Source organism: Sphingomonas vulcanisoli, assembly GCF_011761305.1.
Classification (GTDB): Bacteria; Pseudomonadota; Alphaproteobacteria; order Sphingomonadales; family Sphingomonadaceae; genus Sphingomonas_I; species Sphingomonas_I vulcanisoli.
Window position 1 is genome coordinate 274,889 of the sequence record NZ_JAAOZC010000001.1, and the last position, 15,931, is coordinate 290,819.

The window sequence follows — 15,931 nt, forward strand, 5'->3', positions numbered from 1 at the left end:
TTCGCGCCGGATTATTGTCCTGGGGTGATGATTCCGCCCCTTATTGCTTCTTTACCGCGGCGCGGAGCGCGTCGATCTGCTTGAACGTCGCCTCGGCCAGGGCGTCGCTGGTGGTCACCGTATGCGCGCCGGGCTGAACGTCGGCGGCGCAGAGCGGATGGAAATTGACCGTTCCCTTGTTGGGAAGCGGCACCGCGACCAGCCAGTCGGGATCGGCAACGGTTGTTCGCACCGTAACCTTGAAGGCGCCGGAAACCAGATCGATCCGGAGCGTCCGGCAGGCTGAGGTGAGGATCGCGCCGTGCACGCTGGTGCGCGCGCTGCGCGGCAGGAAACCACTGGCCGCGGGATCGTCGAGGAATTCCGCCGAATAAGTCCAATCGGGATTGTTCGGCACGGTGGGCGGCGCAGGCGGGGCCTTGACGTCTTTCAGATCGATCACGATCGGCAGATTGAGCGCCAGGGCATCGGTGCTGGTGCCCTGCGTCTCGCCAGCCGCGAGTTTGGCGGCGCCCACGGCGATCGCGCCGATCGTGTTGATCGCCTCCAGGCGATGATCCCTGACCTCTACGTCGAGGGACTTGAGCCGCAGCGAGTTGTCGAAATAGGACGGCGTTATGCTGGTTTCGACGAAATGACGCGAGATTGGCTCGATCGCGAAAATCGCGCCGCTGAACGGAATCGGGCTTCCCAGCGCACCGACGCGGACCGAGCCATTTTCATCGCGGCATCTCCCGCCGAGCTTGCATTGGATCGTCGTGGGAGCAAGATCGACCGGTGTCTTGTCGCTGGCGATGCCGATCGCGATGCTCGTGTCGGTCAGCTGATAGGGGATCCATTTGTCGCTGCGCGGCCGATCGCTGAGTAGATGATAGTTTACCTGAGGCGTGACGGCGCACCCGGCGAGCAGCAAGCTGAAGCTCAGGATCGCGCAGCGTTTCATGACTTCGCCCGAAACTTGGCGATCTGCTCGTTGATCCATCCCTGGAAGGCGGGGACGTACGTGAAATAGGTGGGATGTCCGGGCAGACCGCAGCCCTTCGCCCAGCTCACCAGCCCGATCAGCTGAAACTCCTTGGGTTTGGGGCCATAATCGCGCTGGCGCACCAGCGGGCCGCCGCTATCGCCTTGGCACGTGGCGGTCTGGGTTCCGTTGACGACATCGCCCACCGCGCAAATATCGACCCCCATCCCCTTGGCATCGGTTAAACAGGCCAACGGCGCGACGATATGCAGTGTCTCAGCAATCTGCAGATCGGGAATGAAGACGAACTGGCTGGATTGAGCCTTGCCTTCCGGACGCGCCGCGATGCTGCCCCAGCCCGTCGCCGCAACCTGATCCCCAACCTTGAGCGGTTTGGGTGAATTTTCGGGGAGGATTTCGATCCGTTTCATCGGGCCCGGGTTGGCAGCCTGCCGCGCCTCTGGATCGGGAACGATCTGAAGAAGCGCGATATCGTTACGCCAATGGTCTTTCTGGCCTTTGTAATCGGGATGCCGCACATAATCCTTGATCAGAAACACTCGACCGACGCCGCCGCTGACACTGCGCCCTTGGAGAGTCTGGGTGCTGGTAAGGATGCGGAAGCCTTTCATGTCCTCCGGGCTTTCGTCCTCGATGCAGTGCGCTCCGGTCACGACGATGTCCGGCGCGATCAGCGCGCCACCGCATTGATGTTGTCTGGACCAGAGCGGATGCCCGGCGAGCTGCTCGGGAGTCCACTTGTCATAGACGTTGAACATCTCGACCTGCCACGGCACCGTCCCCGGCTCCGCAGTATGGCCGCCGACGATCCGGCCATTGCCGTCTTCCGCCTGTTGCGATGGCGCTGGCGGATCGGCGCGGGCCGCGCTTAGCGAGAGTGCGGCGCAGCAGAGGAGGCGTAGGTGGCGCATGGCGACGGCGGCTCCGGCAAGGGGCGGCTGGAATCGACAACACGCAACGTGACGAGGGTAGCGCCCCAATCGCCGACCTGGGGAGTATCGACGGCGCGGGTGCCATTTTCCGCCGCCTGCAGCAGCTTTGCAAGCGGATTGAGATCGCGCGAGAGCCCCTCCTGCGCGAGCATGCTCATGTCGATCGGCCGGGGTGTCGCAATCAGCAGGAGGTGCGCGCGGCCTGGGAGACCGGCGGTGCCGGCGAAGGATACGTCCTTCTTTGCGGGCAGCAGATCATTCGCGCCGCCGGGCTGGAACGGGGTGACTGAATAACGGTCGGGTTCGAGATCGAAGAGGTAGACATATTGGTCCTGCGCGGTCTCGTTCGTGGCGGTGACGCGGAAGCGCTCGCCGGTGTGGAACTGCGGCTCGCCGTCGTCGGTCGGCAGGTCCGCACAAGCGATGTCGGCGCGATCATCGCAGTTGCGCGTAACGGCAAGGCTTACGCGCTTCGGCCCCTCATCATTGCGCAGCGCCAGCATCGATTGGAAGCGTGCAATAATCTGCGCCGCGGTCGCCATGCGATCGGCGAACAACGGATCGGCCGAGCTGCCCAGCGCCTCGAGAAAGCGCCCGTCGCTGTCGCACAGCGCCACCTGGCCGTTCGTGCTGGCGACGATCAGATCAGCATGGTCGCTCGCCGGCTTCATCAGGCCGCCGGAGCCCTCAAGCGCCTTCGTGGCGATGCGAGCCGCCCTGGGATCATCGAGGCGGAGGAGTACGCCCAGCCCATCGGCGCCGTACCGGTGCTGCAGTTCGCGCAGCGCCACCACGGCGGGCAGGCGTTTGGCGAGATCGCCGGTGACATCGAGCAAGGCGGTCTCGGCGTCGATCGAGGTAACGGCGCCTCGGCCAAGCGGTGTGCCTGCGGCTACGGCGCTGGTGGTATCCGCATAAATCGCGAAGACCGAACCGACGCTGACACCCGACAACAGCCCGCCATCGATTCTGGTCTGCCGCGCGGAGATCCGCGTACCGGCGTAGATGCGTGTCGTTCCCGGATCGCTGCCGAGGAATGTGGCGAGCAGCGCGCCTTCCGCTTGCGGGTGCTGCTTCGCATTGGCGCGATCATCGAGCGCGAGCTGCGTGGCGCGGGCGAGATCGCCGTAGGTCGCCGCCGGACGCCGCGCGATCTGCGCCGCGAGCGCCAGCGTAAAGGCACCGTGCCAAGTCTTGCCATAAAGATATTCGTGCGCAGTCTCGCTATCCTTGGCGGCGGCCAGGTGGACGCGATAGGCGCGTCCGTCGGCGACGACCACGTCATTGGCGTCCATTTGCGCCAGTGCATTGCCGAGCGAGGCGCGCACCGCCGGATCGATCGCGGCAGGAGGGCCGGGCGGCACCGCGCGCGAATTCCCCTGCGCGAGTGCGCGCGTGGCGGTGCCGGAATGGCAGGAATCGAAGATCGTGACGACGCTCACGCCCTTCTTGGACGCCGCCGCGATGATCGCCCGCAATTCGGTGTCGAGGATATCGGGGTCGCCGCCCAGCTTGCGCGAGTCGTAGGCCAGAATCGTGTCGGATCGTCCGCCGGCCTTGGTGCCGCTCTGATCCAGATAGGTCGATCCGTGCCCGGCATAATAGAAAAGCACGATATCGCCGCTACGCGCGCGGCAAATCTGGCCGGTAAGCGCGCCGAGGATCGCGGTGCGCGTCGCCTGCGCATCGACGAGCGTGATCGCCGTCCGGCTGGGGCCGGGGCAGCGCGGGTCCGCCGGTTCCACCCGGCCCTCGACATCGAGCCCGACGGCCTTGTGCAGCGTCGTCTTGATCAGCGCGACGTCGCTCACGGGGCCTTGCAGATCCTTGAACTCGGCGGTTTCGAGGCCGGAATATTGGTAGTGGTCGATGCCCACGAACAGCATCCGTACGGTCCGCGCTTTGGCGAAGGTCGGTGCCAGCACGAGCAGCAAGAGTGCCAATATCCGGCTCATTTCGGCTTGGCCGCGGCGCGTACCGTGACAGGGCTGGTGCTATCGGTGAAGTCGAACAGCTGCGGCTTCTGGACGTTATGGCGCGGTGCGTTCTCACCATCAAAAATGATCGTGCGCGCCGCCAGCATCGCCGGCTTGTCAGGCTTGGGGCGCGAAAGTTCGGGCAACCGAAGCTCCGCGTAATGCAGCAGTTCGTCGAGCCTGATGCGACCGTCGCCATCCAGATCGGCGAGACCCTTGGCGAGGCCGTCTTCGACCAGCGCATAGGTGAGCAGGCCATGCCGCAGCGTCGCGCTCTCCATGGCAACGCCGTCGCCCTGGCTGGCGGCCAGGATGCGGATGCCTTTGTCGAATGCGAGCTGACCGAGGCCGGGATCGCCGATCGGCGCGGGTTTGAAGTCGCCATTGTCGACGCTGGCCGCCGAATGGCAGGCATCGACTACGAACGCCATTTCGCCGGCGTTCACCCCGCGCAGCCAATCGGTCAGTTCGGCGCTGGAGATGAGCGAGGCGGGATCGGGAGCACCGTCTTCGGCGCGGCGTCCGTCTGCCGGCACCAGGAAAAAGTTGCGATCGGCATCGGTATCGCCATGCCCCGAGAAGGTGAGGATGACAGCGTCGTCCGGCGTGGCCTTACCGATCCCGCTCACGTCGATGCCCTTGGCCTTTAGCCGGGAGCGCCCCTTTTCATCGCCCGCAAGCAGGCCGATCACCGCCTGAATATCGGCTTTGGTTGCCTGGTCGTGGAGCGCGTCGGCAAGCAGGGTGACGGGGACGATCGTATAATCGCTGATCGTGCCGAGTGAAGCGGTCAGCGCCTTGGCATCGCCGGCCGCAAACTGCAGCCGCCAGTCCTTTTCGCGGTAGGCATCGATTCCGATCGCGATGACGAAGGCGCGCCGGGGGTGAGGTTTCAAAGGTGGCAGCGCCACGCTCGTGCGCACGCGGTCGCCCGTCACGCGATCGTCGTTGAACGCATAAGCGGAGAATTCGACCTTTTGCGTTCCGGTCGGGACGGGCACCTCGGCCGTCTGCAGGAAACTGCGCGCGCCGCCCGCCTTGACCAGCACGCTATGCGCCCGCCAGGCGACGAGATCGCGCGATTGTGACGGGGCCGGCCATTCGCCGACGAGATGCCCATCGCGGAACAGGCGTAAATCGTAGGCGCCGGAATGGGTGCGGTGATTGGCCGCTGCGGGATCGGACTGTTCGGTGACGGTCATCCGGACACGCGCCGCGCCGTGGTCGGTCAGGGCGACCTCATCGATGCTCACGCGCGGCCGCAGGCGGTTGAGCGTCTCGAGGGGCGGTAGCGGCTTGAAGCTGGGACAATCGCCCGTCGGCAGCGCGCAATCGATCAGCCGCGTGGCAAGGCGCGGCTCGAAATAATCGCGCATGAAGGTTTGGGGCGCGAGCAGGGTGAAGGGCGCATCGGGCATGACCCAACCGATCGCCGAAGTTTCGGCCGGCAGGTTGGTCTCGTAACGCCCGTCCGGCGCCGCGGCGATGAAGCGCCGATCCGCGAAAGTATAGAGCGTGAAGAGTTCGCGCTGGTTTTTCGATGACCAGAAACGGACAACACCGTTGCTGCCCGCCGCCCAAAGGATCGGCTTCTTTTCGACGAAGCCAACCGCGGCGACCTCGATCGATGGCATGTCGAGGCTGGGCAATGCCGTACCGTCAAGCTTGTGGAGCGCGATCCCGGATTCCGATCGCGCGGCATCGGCGACCAGACCCTGCGGCGAAGCGGCGAGATGATCGACCGTATTCGGATGTGTCGACAGCGTGCGGAGCTGCTGGAAGGTCTCCATATCCCAGGCGATGACCAGGTTGCCCTGCGCGGCCAGCAGTTGCCGTCCATCCGCGCTGAAGGTGATGGCATAGCCGAGGCCTGCCTTGTCGCCGAGCGTCGCCTTCAGATCGCCGGTCGCCGTGTCCCACAGCAGCAATTTCCGCCAACGCGCACCGCCGTCACCGTAACCGACGCCGAGCTGCGCGATGGTGCCGCCGTCGGGCGAGAGCGCGTAACCTTCCATCCCGCTGGCGGCAGCACCCTGCTCGCCGAAATGGCTGACCGCCTGCTTCTTGCCGGCGTCATAAAGCGTAAAGCTTTTGCCATATTTGCCTTCGCGCGCGAAATAGCGGTTCTGGCCGATAGGGCGGATGTCGCCGACGGGCATCGTCTCGATAATCGTGCCGCTGCGCACATCGAGGATCGCGGCCTCGCCACGGGTCGTCACCGCCAGCCGATCCTCGCCGATCCAACGGATACTGGCGCAACCGCAATCATTGTCGAAGTCTATCCCAGGCAGGAAACGGCCCTGTTCTGCATCCCAGACCTCGATGCGTGTGGCGCTCGGTGCGGAATGATCGGGGGATTCGCCTTTGCCGAACTGCTCTTCCAGCATCGCCACCAATTGCCCATCGGCGGACACGGCGGCGTCGAGAAGCTTGATCGGCACCGTGGGTGCAAGCGCCATGGCCGGCGTCTTGCCATCGGCTGCAGCGATCTCAATGCCACTGTCCGTGGTGCGCGCGATACGCCTTCCATCGGGGCTGGGGACTGCAAGCGCGCTAATCCCTGGGCCACCGCCTGGATTGGACAAGGGAAATTCGGTCCCGCGCTCCGGGAAAGATGTCTCCGCCAGGCCTAGCGCCGCGCCGGTGGCACTATCCCCGAGCCGGAGTGCCGATCGCTCCGCCTGAGGATGTTGGGGGTCGTAGGGCTTGATTTCATCGAAGGTGACGCGCGCGCCGTCCGGGCTCACCGAGAAGGATTGCCCCGCGACATCTGTCGGCAAGAGCGGCGGCAGGGAGAATATCCGCTCGGCCTGTCCCGGCTTGTAGACATGAACCACCCGCTTGTTGTCGAGCAGCCAGGCGGTGTCGTCCGTGGTCCAGCTGATCGCAACGATCCGTCTTATGTCCGGGATAGCTCCGGGCGCAGAATGCCCCTCACTATCGATGACGTGCAGCGGGCAAATATCGAAGGCATTGCAACCCAATATCGTCCAACGGCCATCCGGCGAGCGTGCCGCCAGCGAGGGATGATCCAGCGTCAGCAGCGGCGGTTCGGCGGCGTCATTTTCGATGGGCAGCCAGGAGAGCGGCACCGGCGGATAGGAATCGTCCTCCCTCCGCGACGCCGATCCCAGCAGCAGGAGCTTGCGGCTGTCCGTGGACCAGAACAGCGCCGAGGCGGGCACGTCGCGCAAAACTCGGCGCGTGGCGATGTCCCAAATGACGGTTTCGTGCTGCATGCCGAAATCGAAGTCGATCGTGCTGGCGAAGCGCTTGCCGTCCGGCGAAACGATGATCCGCGCGATGTTGAACGACTGCTCACTGTCCAGGCTGTGCGGTACGCGCGATCGATCGAGAGGCATGATATCGCGGGAGAGCAGGTGCCCGGAGACTGCATCCCAGACCAGGATCGCCAGATCGGTGCCGCCCGTAAGAAGCAGCCTCCCGTCCGGGCTCCACGCTGCGGCTGTTACCGATCCGTCATGTCCTGTTTGCAGGACCAATTTCGGCTGAAGATCGGCCGCGAAGACACGTGCGTTGCACACGACAAGAAAAAGAAAGAGTGCCGCGGCCAAAGGGCGTATCATTAGCGCAACATGCTGTCCTGCAAACCGCAGGGCAAGACGCCGTATCAATTGCCACCGAGGCTTCCGTTTAAGCCCGCGAATGCGGTCAATGTCTTGCGGAGCGCGGCCCGTGATAGTCGGCGAAATAGCCGATCAAGCCATAGTCTTCAGTGGCCCGGCTGTAGCCGCCGGTCATCTGCGCATAGTAATGTGCCGGCGAAAATCGGAATTCCGCCTCGCGGGCAACGGGAACGATTTTCAGGTTCGCATCCGGCATGATGATATGCGCAAAGCGGATCGCACCTCCCATTACCGTAATGTAAGGCCGACTGGCTTTATCGGAATATGCTGAAGCGTCGTTGCGGCCCATCGTCACGACAATCCCGTTATCGGCAACGTGAACCGCGGTGAGCTTGCCGTAGAGCTGCGGGGCAGGAAACATTCCGGACACGGGGATGATCAGGGAATCGCCGTCGATCCGCAGCACGTTTGGATCGTGGGATTTGATCAGGGCGGCCGTGCCGAGGCCAATCCTGTCGAGAAATCCTTTGGAAAAGACACCCGCCGCTTTCATGCGGATTATGCGCAGCCGCAAATCGCCCCGGGGCGTAACCTCCGGCACGGATACGGCAGTGAAACCAAGCGGCAATCCGATCTTGTGGAGCTTGCCCTTGATCAGGATTGTGTTGCCGGCGAACGAAATGCGCGCATCCGTTATGCCCGCGCCGGACGCCGGCACGACGTGGCGGTTTATCAGCGCTGCCATGGTCGCGGCTGGCACGACGACGCGGCACTTGGTGATTTGGATGCCATAGGAATTCACATCGTTGAGATCGATGATCTTTCCTGGCTTGGCCGCGACCAATGTGCCTTCGAGATCGTCGATCTGGGAACTTGCATCATCGAATTGAAATAGCCGGATGTGCCGCATCGAGATATGCGGAGCGGCCCGGTGTGGCGCGGCGGCCGGCACAGATGCCGCCAGCGAAAGCGCCACGATGGCTTCGCATCCGAGGCGCCCGAGACTCACTGCGGCACGCGGGTCAACTTGGCGAGGTGACCCGCCATGGCAGGGTAGAGGCTGAGCATGGCCCAGACCGCGTTACGCGACCAATCCTGCTTCCCGGCGCGCTGAAGCAGCATAGCGAGCCGGACCCGGTTGCCGAATTCTTTGCGGACGGCGGTGGCATGATCCCGTGACGTTCCGCCTGCGGAAACCATCGCCGCTCCCATGACCGCGCTGCGCAGCGCAATCGCCATGCCCTCACCGCAAAAGGATGGGATGACCGTTCCTTGATCGCCAAGCCTGAAGAAGCCGTCGAGTGCATCTCCTGCGTGGAGAAAGCCGTAGGGTACGCCGGCGATCGCAAGGGGCTTCGGCGATAGCGGGACGGCGTCACCCAGCAGCGCCTCAAGGTGCGGTTCGAGCAGAAGGCGTGCGAGCAACTGCTCCCAAGTCCCGCCAACGCTCGCCAGCTGGCGCTTGCCGATCAGTAAGCAGAGATTGGCCTTGCGGTCTTCGACCAACTGGAGCCCCGCATAGCCGCCCTCGAAGAGGATAACGACGATCAGGCCCTCAAGCTCTGCGCCGGCGGACGGCGAAAGCTGCCAATACGTCTTGAAGCCCACATAGCCAATCTCGCAGCCGCCGGTATCGCGCGCCGCGCCCCGAACCTCATGCTTTCCGCTGGCGAGCATCAGCACCGCCGGGCGCAGACTTCCGGCGGCCGTCTCAACACAGGTCGAGCGTATTTCCCGCGCCGCCGTACCGCGTTCGATGGTGGCGCCCGCCGCCGCCGCCCTATCGAGCAATGCCGCGTCCAACCGCTTGCGCGTGATCCCGCGCGCGATGAAAGGCAGCGGCGCTTCGATGGTGTGGCGCCCGTTGACGAGGCGCAGCGTGGTGATCGCGGACGCGCCGAGGTAATCCAGATCAACGCCCAGCCTCGCGAGGGTCTGTTGCGGGCCCTCGGAAAGAAATTCGCCACAGATCTTGTGCGCCGGTTGGCTGTCCCGCTCCAGCAAGCGGACATGACGCCCGGCCCGCGCCAGCAAGGTGGCGGCAGCTCCCCCGGCAAGACCGCCGCCGACAATGACGACATCATCCGTCATTTCAGCCGCTCAAGGCACCAGCGAAAAGGAAGGCGCCAGCGCAGTCTCACCGCCTGGCTGGGAAGCCCGGCCGAGGCGATCAGGCGCGTCCAATCGGCCTGCGTGAAACTTCGAGCGACGGATAGAGCGCCGTCATGCCGCACGATCGGGTGCCAGCGAGCCAAAGCCGCCAGCGCGCGAAAGCCATGATAAGCGATCGGGTGGCGGTGAAGATCGTTGATGAACCATCCGCGCAGGGCGCGACCGTCCATCCAGCGGAGGAACGCGACAATCTCGGCGTCGGTCATATGATGGGTAACCAGCGAGCTAATGATCAGATCGATCGGCTGCGCTGGGTCCAGGGAGAAGGCATCGCCGGTGATATAGTCGATCGGCATGTCCGCCGGTGTGCGGGCGCGTGCGGCGGGGGCACTTCGGGGGTTGATGTCGTAGCCCATTAGATGCACCGATGGACGGTGTTTGAGGCTGCGTGCCAGCGCACGGAGCATGTCGCCGTCGCCGAAGCCGACGTCGAGGATCGTGATCGGGGTATCGATCGGCACATTCCGCAACGCGCGTTGCACGAACCGGAGCGTAGGCGGTCGCGCGCGCGTCACGCCGTTCACCCGCGCCAGATCGGCAAGCACGGCCGCGAATGTCTCGGCTGAGAGATCATCGCCGTCCATCTGTTCGGGTTCCGTCGAGCGTGCGGCGAGCGAGGTCATCGCTTGGCAAGCCGCGTGAAGCGAAAGCTCTCTGCAGCCAGCCCTGGCCCGAACGCAATTGCGAAACCCGCTCTCTCTACCACATCGGCCTTTTCGATCATGGCGGCCAAGACGAACATCAACGTCGCCGAAGACATGTTGCCGAAGTTTCGCAATATCTCGCGCGACCAATCGAGCGCTTGCGGGGCGAGCCCGAAGCCCTGTTCGACCGCATCCAGGATCGATCTTCCCCCGGCATGAACTGCCCACAAGCCATAGTCCGCCGGCTTGCGACCACGCAGCAGTCCTTCGACCGCGCCGTCGAAGATCTCGGCGGCCAGCGCACGGCCGATGTGGCCCGGCACCTCGCCGCCCAGATGCATATCGAAGCCCTGGTCGCCGATCTGCCACGTGATCGATCCCGCGGTGTCGGCGATCGTCGCGGCGCGGAAATCTTGAAGTGCGATGCCATGCGGCTCGGCGGTGACGATCGCGGCTGCACAGCCGTCTCCGAACAGCAGCATCGACAGCATGCGTTCGAGATCGGGCGTGCGCTGAAAGTGCAGCGAACAAAGCTCGATATTGACGACAAGCACACGGGCGAGGGGGGTTGAGCGGACGATATGGTGCGCGAGACGAAGCGCGTTGACGGCCGCGTAACAGCCCATGAACCCTACCAGCGTTCGCTCGACGCCGGGATTGAGGCCAATATCCGTGACGATGATCTGATCGAGCCCGGGCGCCACGAAGCCGGTGCAGGAGGCGACGACAAGGTGGGTTATGCCTTTGATCTCGGCCTCATCCATCCGCAACGCACCGATCGCCTCGGCGGCGAGCTGCGGCGCCCAGCGTGCGTAGCGCGCCATCCGCGCGGCGGTGCTAGGCCACTCGCCGAGCCCGTAGAAGCCCTCGCTGTCCGTAACCTGGCCATCGGGGAGCAGCACCGGCTCGAGAAAGGAAAAGCGGCGATCGATGCCGGCACGGGCGACCATGCGCAGGAAAACCTGGCGGCGCTTGTCATCGGTTATGGTGCCCGCAACGAAACGCACAAACGCCTCATGCACCTCGTGCGGCGGAACGGCCGTAGCGATGCGGTTGATATGCGCGACCGCCGTCATGCCCGGCGGCCGATCAACACGGCGTTGAGGCCGCCGAAGGCGAAGCTGTTCGAGACAAGATGATCATAAGCGATATCCGAGCGCGCGAGGGCCAGCGGAATATCGCAGGCGGGATCATCCCCGACATGGTTGAGGATAGCCGGCGCGCGCCCAGCCTGAAGCGCTTTCAGGCCGAGCAGAAACTCCAGCGCGCCCGATCCGCCGATCAGGTGACCGTGCGCGGATTTGGTGGCGATCACCAGACTTTCGGACAGCGCATCGCCATAGACCGCGCGAATCGCCGCAGCCTCGGTCGCGTCATTAAGGCGGGTGCCGGTGCCATGGCTGGAGATCAGCACCGGCACGTCGAGTGGGAGCCCGGCATCGGCGTGCGCCGCGCGAATGGCCGCCTCTATGCCAGTCTGATCGGGCATGGTGATATGCGCGGCATCGCTGGTCGCGCCGTACCCGATCAATTCGCCGTGGATTGTGGCTCCGCGCGCGACCGCATGATCCCACGCTTCGAGCACCAGGATCGCCGCACCCTCGCCGAGTACCATCCCCTGCCGGTCGATCGAGAAGGGCCGGCAGGTGTCGGTCGCCAAGGCGCCGAGGGATGACCATGCGACCCACGAGCCCAAGGTCAGGCACGCCTCGGTGCCGCCGGCGATCACCACATCGGCGCGGCCGGCACGGATCATGTGCATGGCTTCGCCGAGCGCGTGGGCGGAAGAGGCGCAGGCGCTGGCGATGGTTAGGGCAGGGCCGTGGATGCCGAACAGCATCGCCAATTGGCTCGCCGGCGCCGATATCATCGCGGTCGGGATCGTCTGCGGGTGCACCTTAGTCTGCCCACGCTCGTAAAGCCGCCGGTACGCGCCGTCGAAGGTCTCGTTTCCGCCGCTGCCGCAGCCGATCAGAATGGCGGTGCGCCGGTTCAGGACGGGATCGCCGATCAGCCCGGCATCTTCGATGGCCTCGGTCGCCGCCACGAGAGCGAATCGCGTCAGCGGATCGATCTGGCCAACGGCGCGGCGATCGAAATGCACCGCCAGCCCGGATTGGTCCAGTTCTCTGATCGGCGCAGCTGGGCCCGAAAGACGAGGCTCGCCATCGCGCGGCAAGGCGAAAGCGGTGATCGCGCCGTGGCCTTCGATGGTGCGTGACCAGTTCGCCGCCAGGCCCTGGCCGAGGCCGCTCACGCACCCCATCCCGGTGACGGCGACCCGGATGGTCAAGCGGCACCGACCTTTGCCATGATCAGGTCAACGAACTGCCCCAGCGTCTCGCATACGGTCACATCCTCGACAGCGATTTCCACGCCATATTTGTCCTCAACGGCGAACAGCACGCTGACCACATCCAGCGAAGCAATGTCGAGCGAAGCCAAGGTGGCGGAGGGATTCAATCTTTCCGGGTCAATTCGCGCTTCCTCCGCAATGATGGCGATGATTTCGGCGGTGGTGGGCGGGACAGTCATGGGGTCGACACGTGTTTTTGTTTCCATTTGCCTGCGGGATTAACGGATCAGAACGATCGATATCAGACCTTGGCACCATCTGGTGCCGAATGCGCGATTTTGAAATGGCTACGTCGCTTACCGACATAGACATAGCGCGGTGCACCGCTGCTGTGCATGCGGCGGGTCGCCATGCATCGGTGCGAACTCGGCTAAGCGCCACCGATCAGGATGCCGGCCGCCAGCACGAGCATGCCGCCCAGCATGACCTTGGCGGCCGCCGCGATTGGCGGCGTATCCATGTAGCGATATTGGATCCAGGCAATCGCGCCGAGTTCGATGGCAACGACGATGCCGGCGACGATCAGGGCCAGCTGAAAGTTGGGGATGAGGAACGGCAGCGTGTGCCCGATGCCCCCCGCCGTGGTCATCGCCCCGCAGACGATCCCGCGTAGCAGGGGCGCACCACGCCCGGAGAGCTTGCCATCGTCCGCCAGCGCCTCAGCAAAGCCCATCGAGATGCCGGCGCCGATGGATGCCGCCATGCCGACGAGGAAGGCGTTGAACGGCTGGTGCGTCGCAAAAGCGGCGGCGAACACGGGCGCCAGGGTCGAAACGGACCCGTCCATCAGTCCGACAAGCCCGGGTTGCACGATCTGAAGCACGAAGCGGCGCTGCGCATGATCGTCTTCGGCGGCTCGCTTACCAGGCGGCAACCGCTTTCCTTCGACCTCATTCGCGGTGGCGATATGCTCCATCTCGACGGCGGCGAGATCGCCGAGCAACTTGCGCACGGCGGGATCGGTCGTGCGGGCCGCCGCCTGACGATAGAAGCGGCTCGCATTATGCTCCATGGTGCTGGCCGCGGCGCGGATCGCGTCGACCCCCCGCCGGATCACCTGCTTCGGCGAAGGCGGGCAGGGTGCGCCGCGGACTTCCCGCCGGGTGATGTAGGGAAGATGCTTTCCGAACCGACCCTGATAGAGATCCAGAAGGGCGCGGCGGTGGGTGTCCTCTTCCGCCGCCATCTCATCGAAGACTTTTGCCGAGTCCGGGTAATCCGTCCGAAGATATTCGGCGAAGTCACCGTAGATGCGACTATCCTCCTCCTCATTGCTGATCGCCAGTGCGAGCATTTCGCGCTCGGTCAGCTCGTCAAACGCCCGCATGGTATCCTCGGCTATTTGGGTTGCGCACTGGTCTTCGGGGCATGCCTGTCGGTGCGGGCGCTGCCTACTTTCTCACCGGCGTCAACTTGGTGGCTCTGCTCTGTGGTAATGGCGGTAATCGCGATACCCTCCTAGATCGTCGGCGGCGAGAGGGATTCCATTCTTTGCTGCTTCTGGGGTCGGTTTCTGAGTGCCGTGATCAGTTTTCAATGATGTACCGGCCCAAGTTAAGGTAGCGCATGTCCCACTAAGATAGGATCCTCGGCAATCAAAGTGATCACGGTCAATCGGCCGACGGGAGGCGATAGTGTTACAGGGGTTCCAGCAGTTCATCTCGGGCGGATACGAGCCGCACGGCTACTGCCTTTTGTGGCAGCCGGGCCTGATCTGGACCCACGTGATTTCGGACGCTCTGATCGCGGCGGCCTATTTCTCGATTCCGCTTGCGCTGGTCCGCTTCGTCCGGAGGCGTCCGGACATCGCGTTCGGATGGATCATCTGGCTGTTCGCGCTGTTCATCCTCGCCTGTGGAACGACCCACCTGATGGGGATCTGGAATCTCTGGCACGGCGATTACGGTGTGGAGGCGCTGGTTAAGGCGATTACCGCCGCCGCCTCCGTTCCGACGGCTTTCCTGCTATGGCGGCTGGTCCCGCAGGCGCTCGCCATCCCTTCGCCGCTTCAATTGCAGTACGCCAACGAAGAATTGCGGGCCACCGTCGCGGATCGTGACCGTGCCCTCCAGCAGGTCCAGGCCGAGATCGCGCATCGCGAGCGGGCCGAGGCCGCCTTGCTGCAGGCGCAAAAGATGGATGCGATCGGGCAGCTGACCGGCGGCATCGCCCACGATTTCAACAATCTCCTTCAGGCTGTAGGAGGCAATCTGGATCTCATCCGGTCTCAGCCGGGCAATCCGGAGAAGATCGCTCGCTGGGCCGACAATGCCAGCAAGGGCGTTGTTCGCGGGACGAAGCTGACCGGGCAGCTGCTTGCCTTCTCACGCACGCAGCGACTGGAACTGCGGCCTCTCGAACTGAACGCCTTGCTTCAGGGCATGCAGGAGCTGATCCGGTCGAGCGTTGGCTCGTCACTGCGCTATGATCTGCAACTCGAGCAGGATCTCTGCCATGTCCTCGGCGATCCGACGCAAATCGAACTCGCTGTTCTGAACCTGGCGATCAATGCGCGTGACGCGATGCCGCAGGGGGGCGCGTTGGCGATATCGACCCAACAGGTGGCCATCGACGTGGGCCACGCGGATCTGTCTCCTGGTTCCTATGTGGAACTCGCGGTCACTGACACCGGGGTTGGAATGCCCCCCGAGATTCTCGCGCGCGCGCTTGATCCGTTCTTCACAACCAAGGGCATTGGTTCCGGCACGGGGCTTGGATTGAGCATGGCCTTCGGCGTCGCCAAGCAGTCGGGTGGCACGCTTACGATCCGGTCGACCGTTGGCGAGGGGACCACGGTCGCGCTGCTTTTGCCGTGCGCCGAGGCGGAAGAGGCGAGGCCCGCGTCGCCGCCAACGCTGACCGACATAGCGCCTGATGGCTTGCTCGGGCTGCGCATCGCGGTGGTCGACGACGATCCTGACGTACGTCAGTTCGTGGTGGACTGCCTATCGAGCCACGGAGCGACATGTGAGGCTTTCGAGGAAGGAGCGGCGTTCCTGACCCGGTTTACGGATGGATTGGTCGACCTAGTGTTTGTCGATTATGCGATGCCCGGCCTGAGCGGGGCTCAGGTCGCCCGCCGCACAAAGGAAATCGATTCCCAGGTACGGGTCTTCGTCATGACCGGCTACGCGGACAGCCGCGCGCTGGATGAGATACTGGGCGACGTCGAGGTGATGAGAAAACCGTTCTCGGCCGAAGTGTTGCTGGCAGCGGCTAAGTCTGGATTCATACAGCGATAGGCTGGGAGGCGCTATCCCCCAGCTATCAGCGTCGCCG

The 15,931-nt window shown here is 64.2% G+C and carries 12 protein-coding genes; 1 reads left to right on the top strand and 11 read right to left on the bottom strand.

From position 1 onward, the window contains the following. Positions 1-40: 40 nt before the first annotated feature. The 11 genes from FHS31_RS01365 to mbfA form a co-directional block, all read right to left on the bottom strand. Positions 41-943 (bottom strand): hypothetical protein, encoded by a 903-nt coding sequence (locus tag FHS31_RS01365; RefSeq protein WP_167071279.1) that lies wholly within the window; start codon positions 941-943, stop codon positions 41-43. Then, positions 940-1,896 (bottom strand): serine protease, encoded by a 957-nt coding sequence (locus FHS31_RS01370; RefSeq protein WP_167071281.1) that lies wholly within the window; start codon positions 1,894-1,896, stop codon positions 940-942. The genes FHS31_RS01365 and FHS31_RS01370 overlap by 4 nt, the downstream gene beginning before the upstream one ends. Further along, entirely contained in the window at positions 1,854-3,860 is a 2,007-nt protein-coding gene (locus FHS31_RS01375) for a caspase family protein (protein WP_167071283.1), read from the bottom strand. Before FHS31_RS01375 ends, FHS31_RS01370 begins: the two co-directional genes overlap by 43 nt. A gap of 8 nt (positions 3,861-3,868) precedes the next feature. Next, on the bottom strand, positions 3,869-7,468 hold the full coding sequence (locus FHS31_RS01380; RefSeq protein ID WP_167071285.1) for a caspase family protein: 3,600 nt from the start codon (positions 7,466-7,468) through the stop codon (positions 3,869-3,871). Between the two features lie 97 nt (positions 7,469-7,565). Continuing rightward, positions 7,566-8,456 (bottom strand): hypothetical protein, encoded by an 891-nt coding sequence (locus FHS31_RS01385; RefSeq protein ID WP_167071287.1) that lies wholly within the window; start codon positions 8,454-8,456, stop codon positions 7,566-7,568. Between the two features lie 29 nt (positions 8,457-8,485). Then, entirely contained in the window at positions 8,486-9,571 is a 1,086-nt protein-coding gene (locus tag FHS31_RS01390; RefSeq protein ID WP_167071289.1) for an NAD(P)/FAD-dependent oxidoreductase, read from the bottom strand. Beyond that, positions 9,568-10,275 carry a methyltransferase domain-containing protein gene (locus FHS31_RS01395; protein WP_167071291.1) on the bottom strand — a complete coding sequence of 236 codons (708 nt, stop codon included), beginning with the start codon at positions 10,273-10,275 and terminating at the stop codon, positions 9,568-9,570. Before FHS31_RS01395 ends, FHS31_RS01390 begins: the two co-directional genes overlap by 4 nt. After that, on the bottom strand, positions 10,272-11,372 hold the full coding sequence (locus FHS31_RS01400) for a type III polyketide synthase (protein WP_167071293.1): 1,101 nt from the start codon (positions 11,370-11,372) through the stop codon (positions 10,272-10,274). Before FHS31_RS01400 ends, FHS31_RS01395 begins: the two co-directional genes overlap by 4 nt. Continuing rightward, a complete protein-coding gene (locus FHS31_RS01405; protein ID WP_167071295.1) occupies positions 11,369-12,589 on the bottom strand; it encodes a beta-ketoacyl-[acyl-carrier-protein] synthase family protein in 1,221 nt (406 codons plus the stop codon). Before FHS31_RS01405 ends, FHS31_RS01400 begins: the two co-directional genes overlap by 4 nt. Continuing rightward, on the bottom strand, positions 12,586-12,858 hold the full coding sequence (locus FHS31_RS01410) for an acyl carrier protein (protein WP_243843195.1): 273 nt from the start codon (positions 12,856-12,858) through the stop codon (positions 12,586-12,588). Before FHS31_RS01410 ends, FHS31_RS01405 begins: the two co-directional genes overlap by 4 nt. A gap of 164 nt (positions 12,859-13,022) precedes the next feature. Continuing rightward, positions 13,023-13,979 carry an iron exporter MbfA gene (mbfA, locus tag FHS31_RS01415; protein ID WP_167071297.1) on the bottom strand — a complete coding sequence of 319 codons (957 nt, stop codon included), beginning with the start codon at positions 13,977-13,979 and terminating at the stop codon, positions 13,023-13,025. A 307-nt stretch (positions 13,980-14,286) separates the two neighbouring features. On the opposite strand from mbfA, the gene FHS31_RS01420 reads away from it, so the two are divergent. After that, on the top strand, positions 14,287-15,894 hold the full coding sequence (locus FHS31_RS01420) for an ATP-binding protein (protein ID WP_167071299.1): 1,608 nt from the start codon (positions 14,287-14,289) through the stop codon (positions 15,892-15,894). Positions 15,895-15,931: the final 37 nt, after the last annotated feature.

What these genes read in the sequence shown, in the direction of transcription:
- FHS31_RS01365 (WP_167071279.1), bottom strand. Translation starts at nt 943, where the DNA reads ATGAAACGCTGCGCGATCCTGAGCTTCAGCTTGCTGCTCGCCGGGTGC.
- FHS31_RS01370 (WP_167071281.1), bottom strand. Translation starts at nt 1,896, where the DNA reads ATGCGCCACCTACGCCTCCTCTGCTGCGCCGCACTCTCGCTAAGCGCG.
- FHS31_RS01390 (WP_167071289.1), bottom strand. Translation starts at nt 9,571, where the DNA reads ATGACGGATGATGTCGTCATTGTCGGCGGCGGTCTTGCCGGGGGAGCT.
- FHS31_RS01395 (WP_167071291.1), bottom strand. Translation starts at nt 10,275, where the DNA reads ATGACCTCGCTCGCCGCACGCTCGACGGAACCCGAACAGATGGACGGC.
- FHS31_RS01400 (WP_167071293.1), bottom strand. Translation starts at nt 11,372, where the DNA reads ATGACGGCGGTCGCGCATATCAACCGCATCGCTACGGCCGTTCCGCCG.
- FHS31_RS01410 (WP_243843195.1), bottom strand. Translation starts at nt 12,858, where the DNA reads ATGGAAACAAAAACACGTGTCGACCCCATGACTGTCCCGCCCACCACC.
- mbfA (WP_167071297.1), bottom strand. Translation starts at nt 13,979, where the DNA reads ATGCGGGCGTTTGACGAGCTGACCGAGCGCGAAATGCTCGCACTGGCG.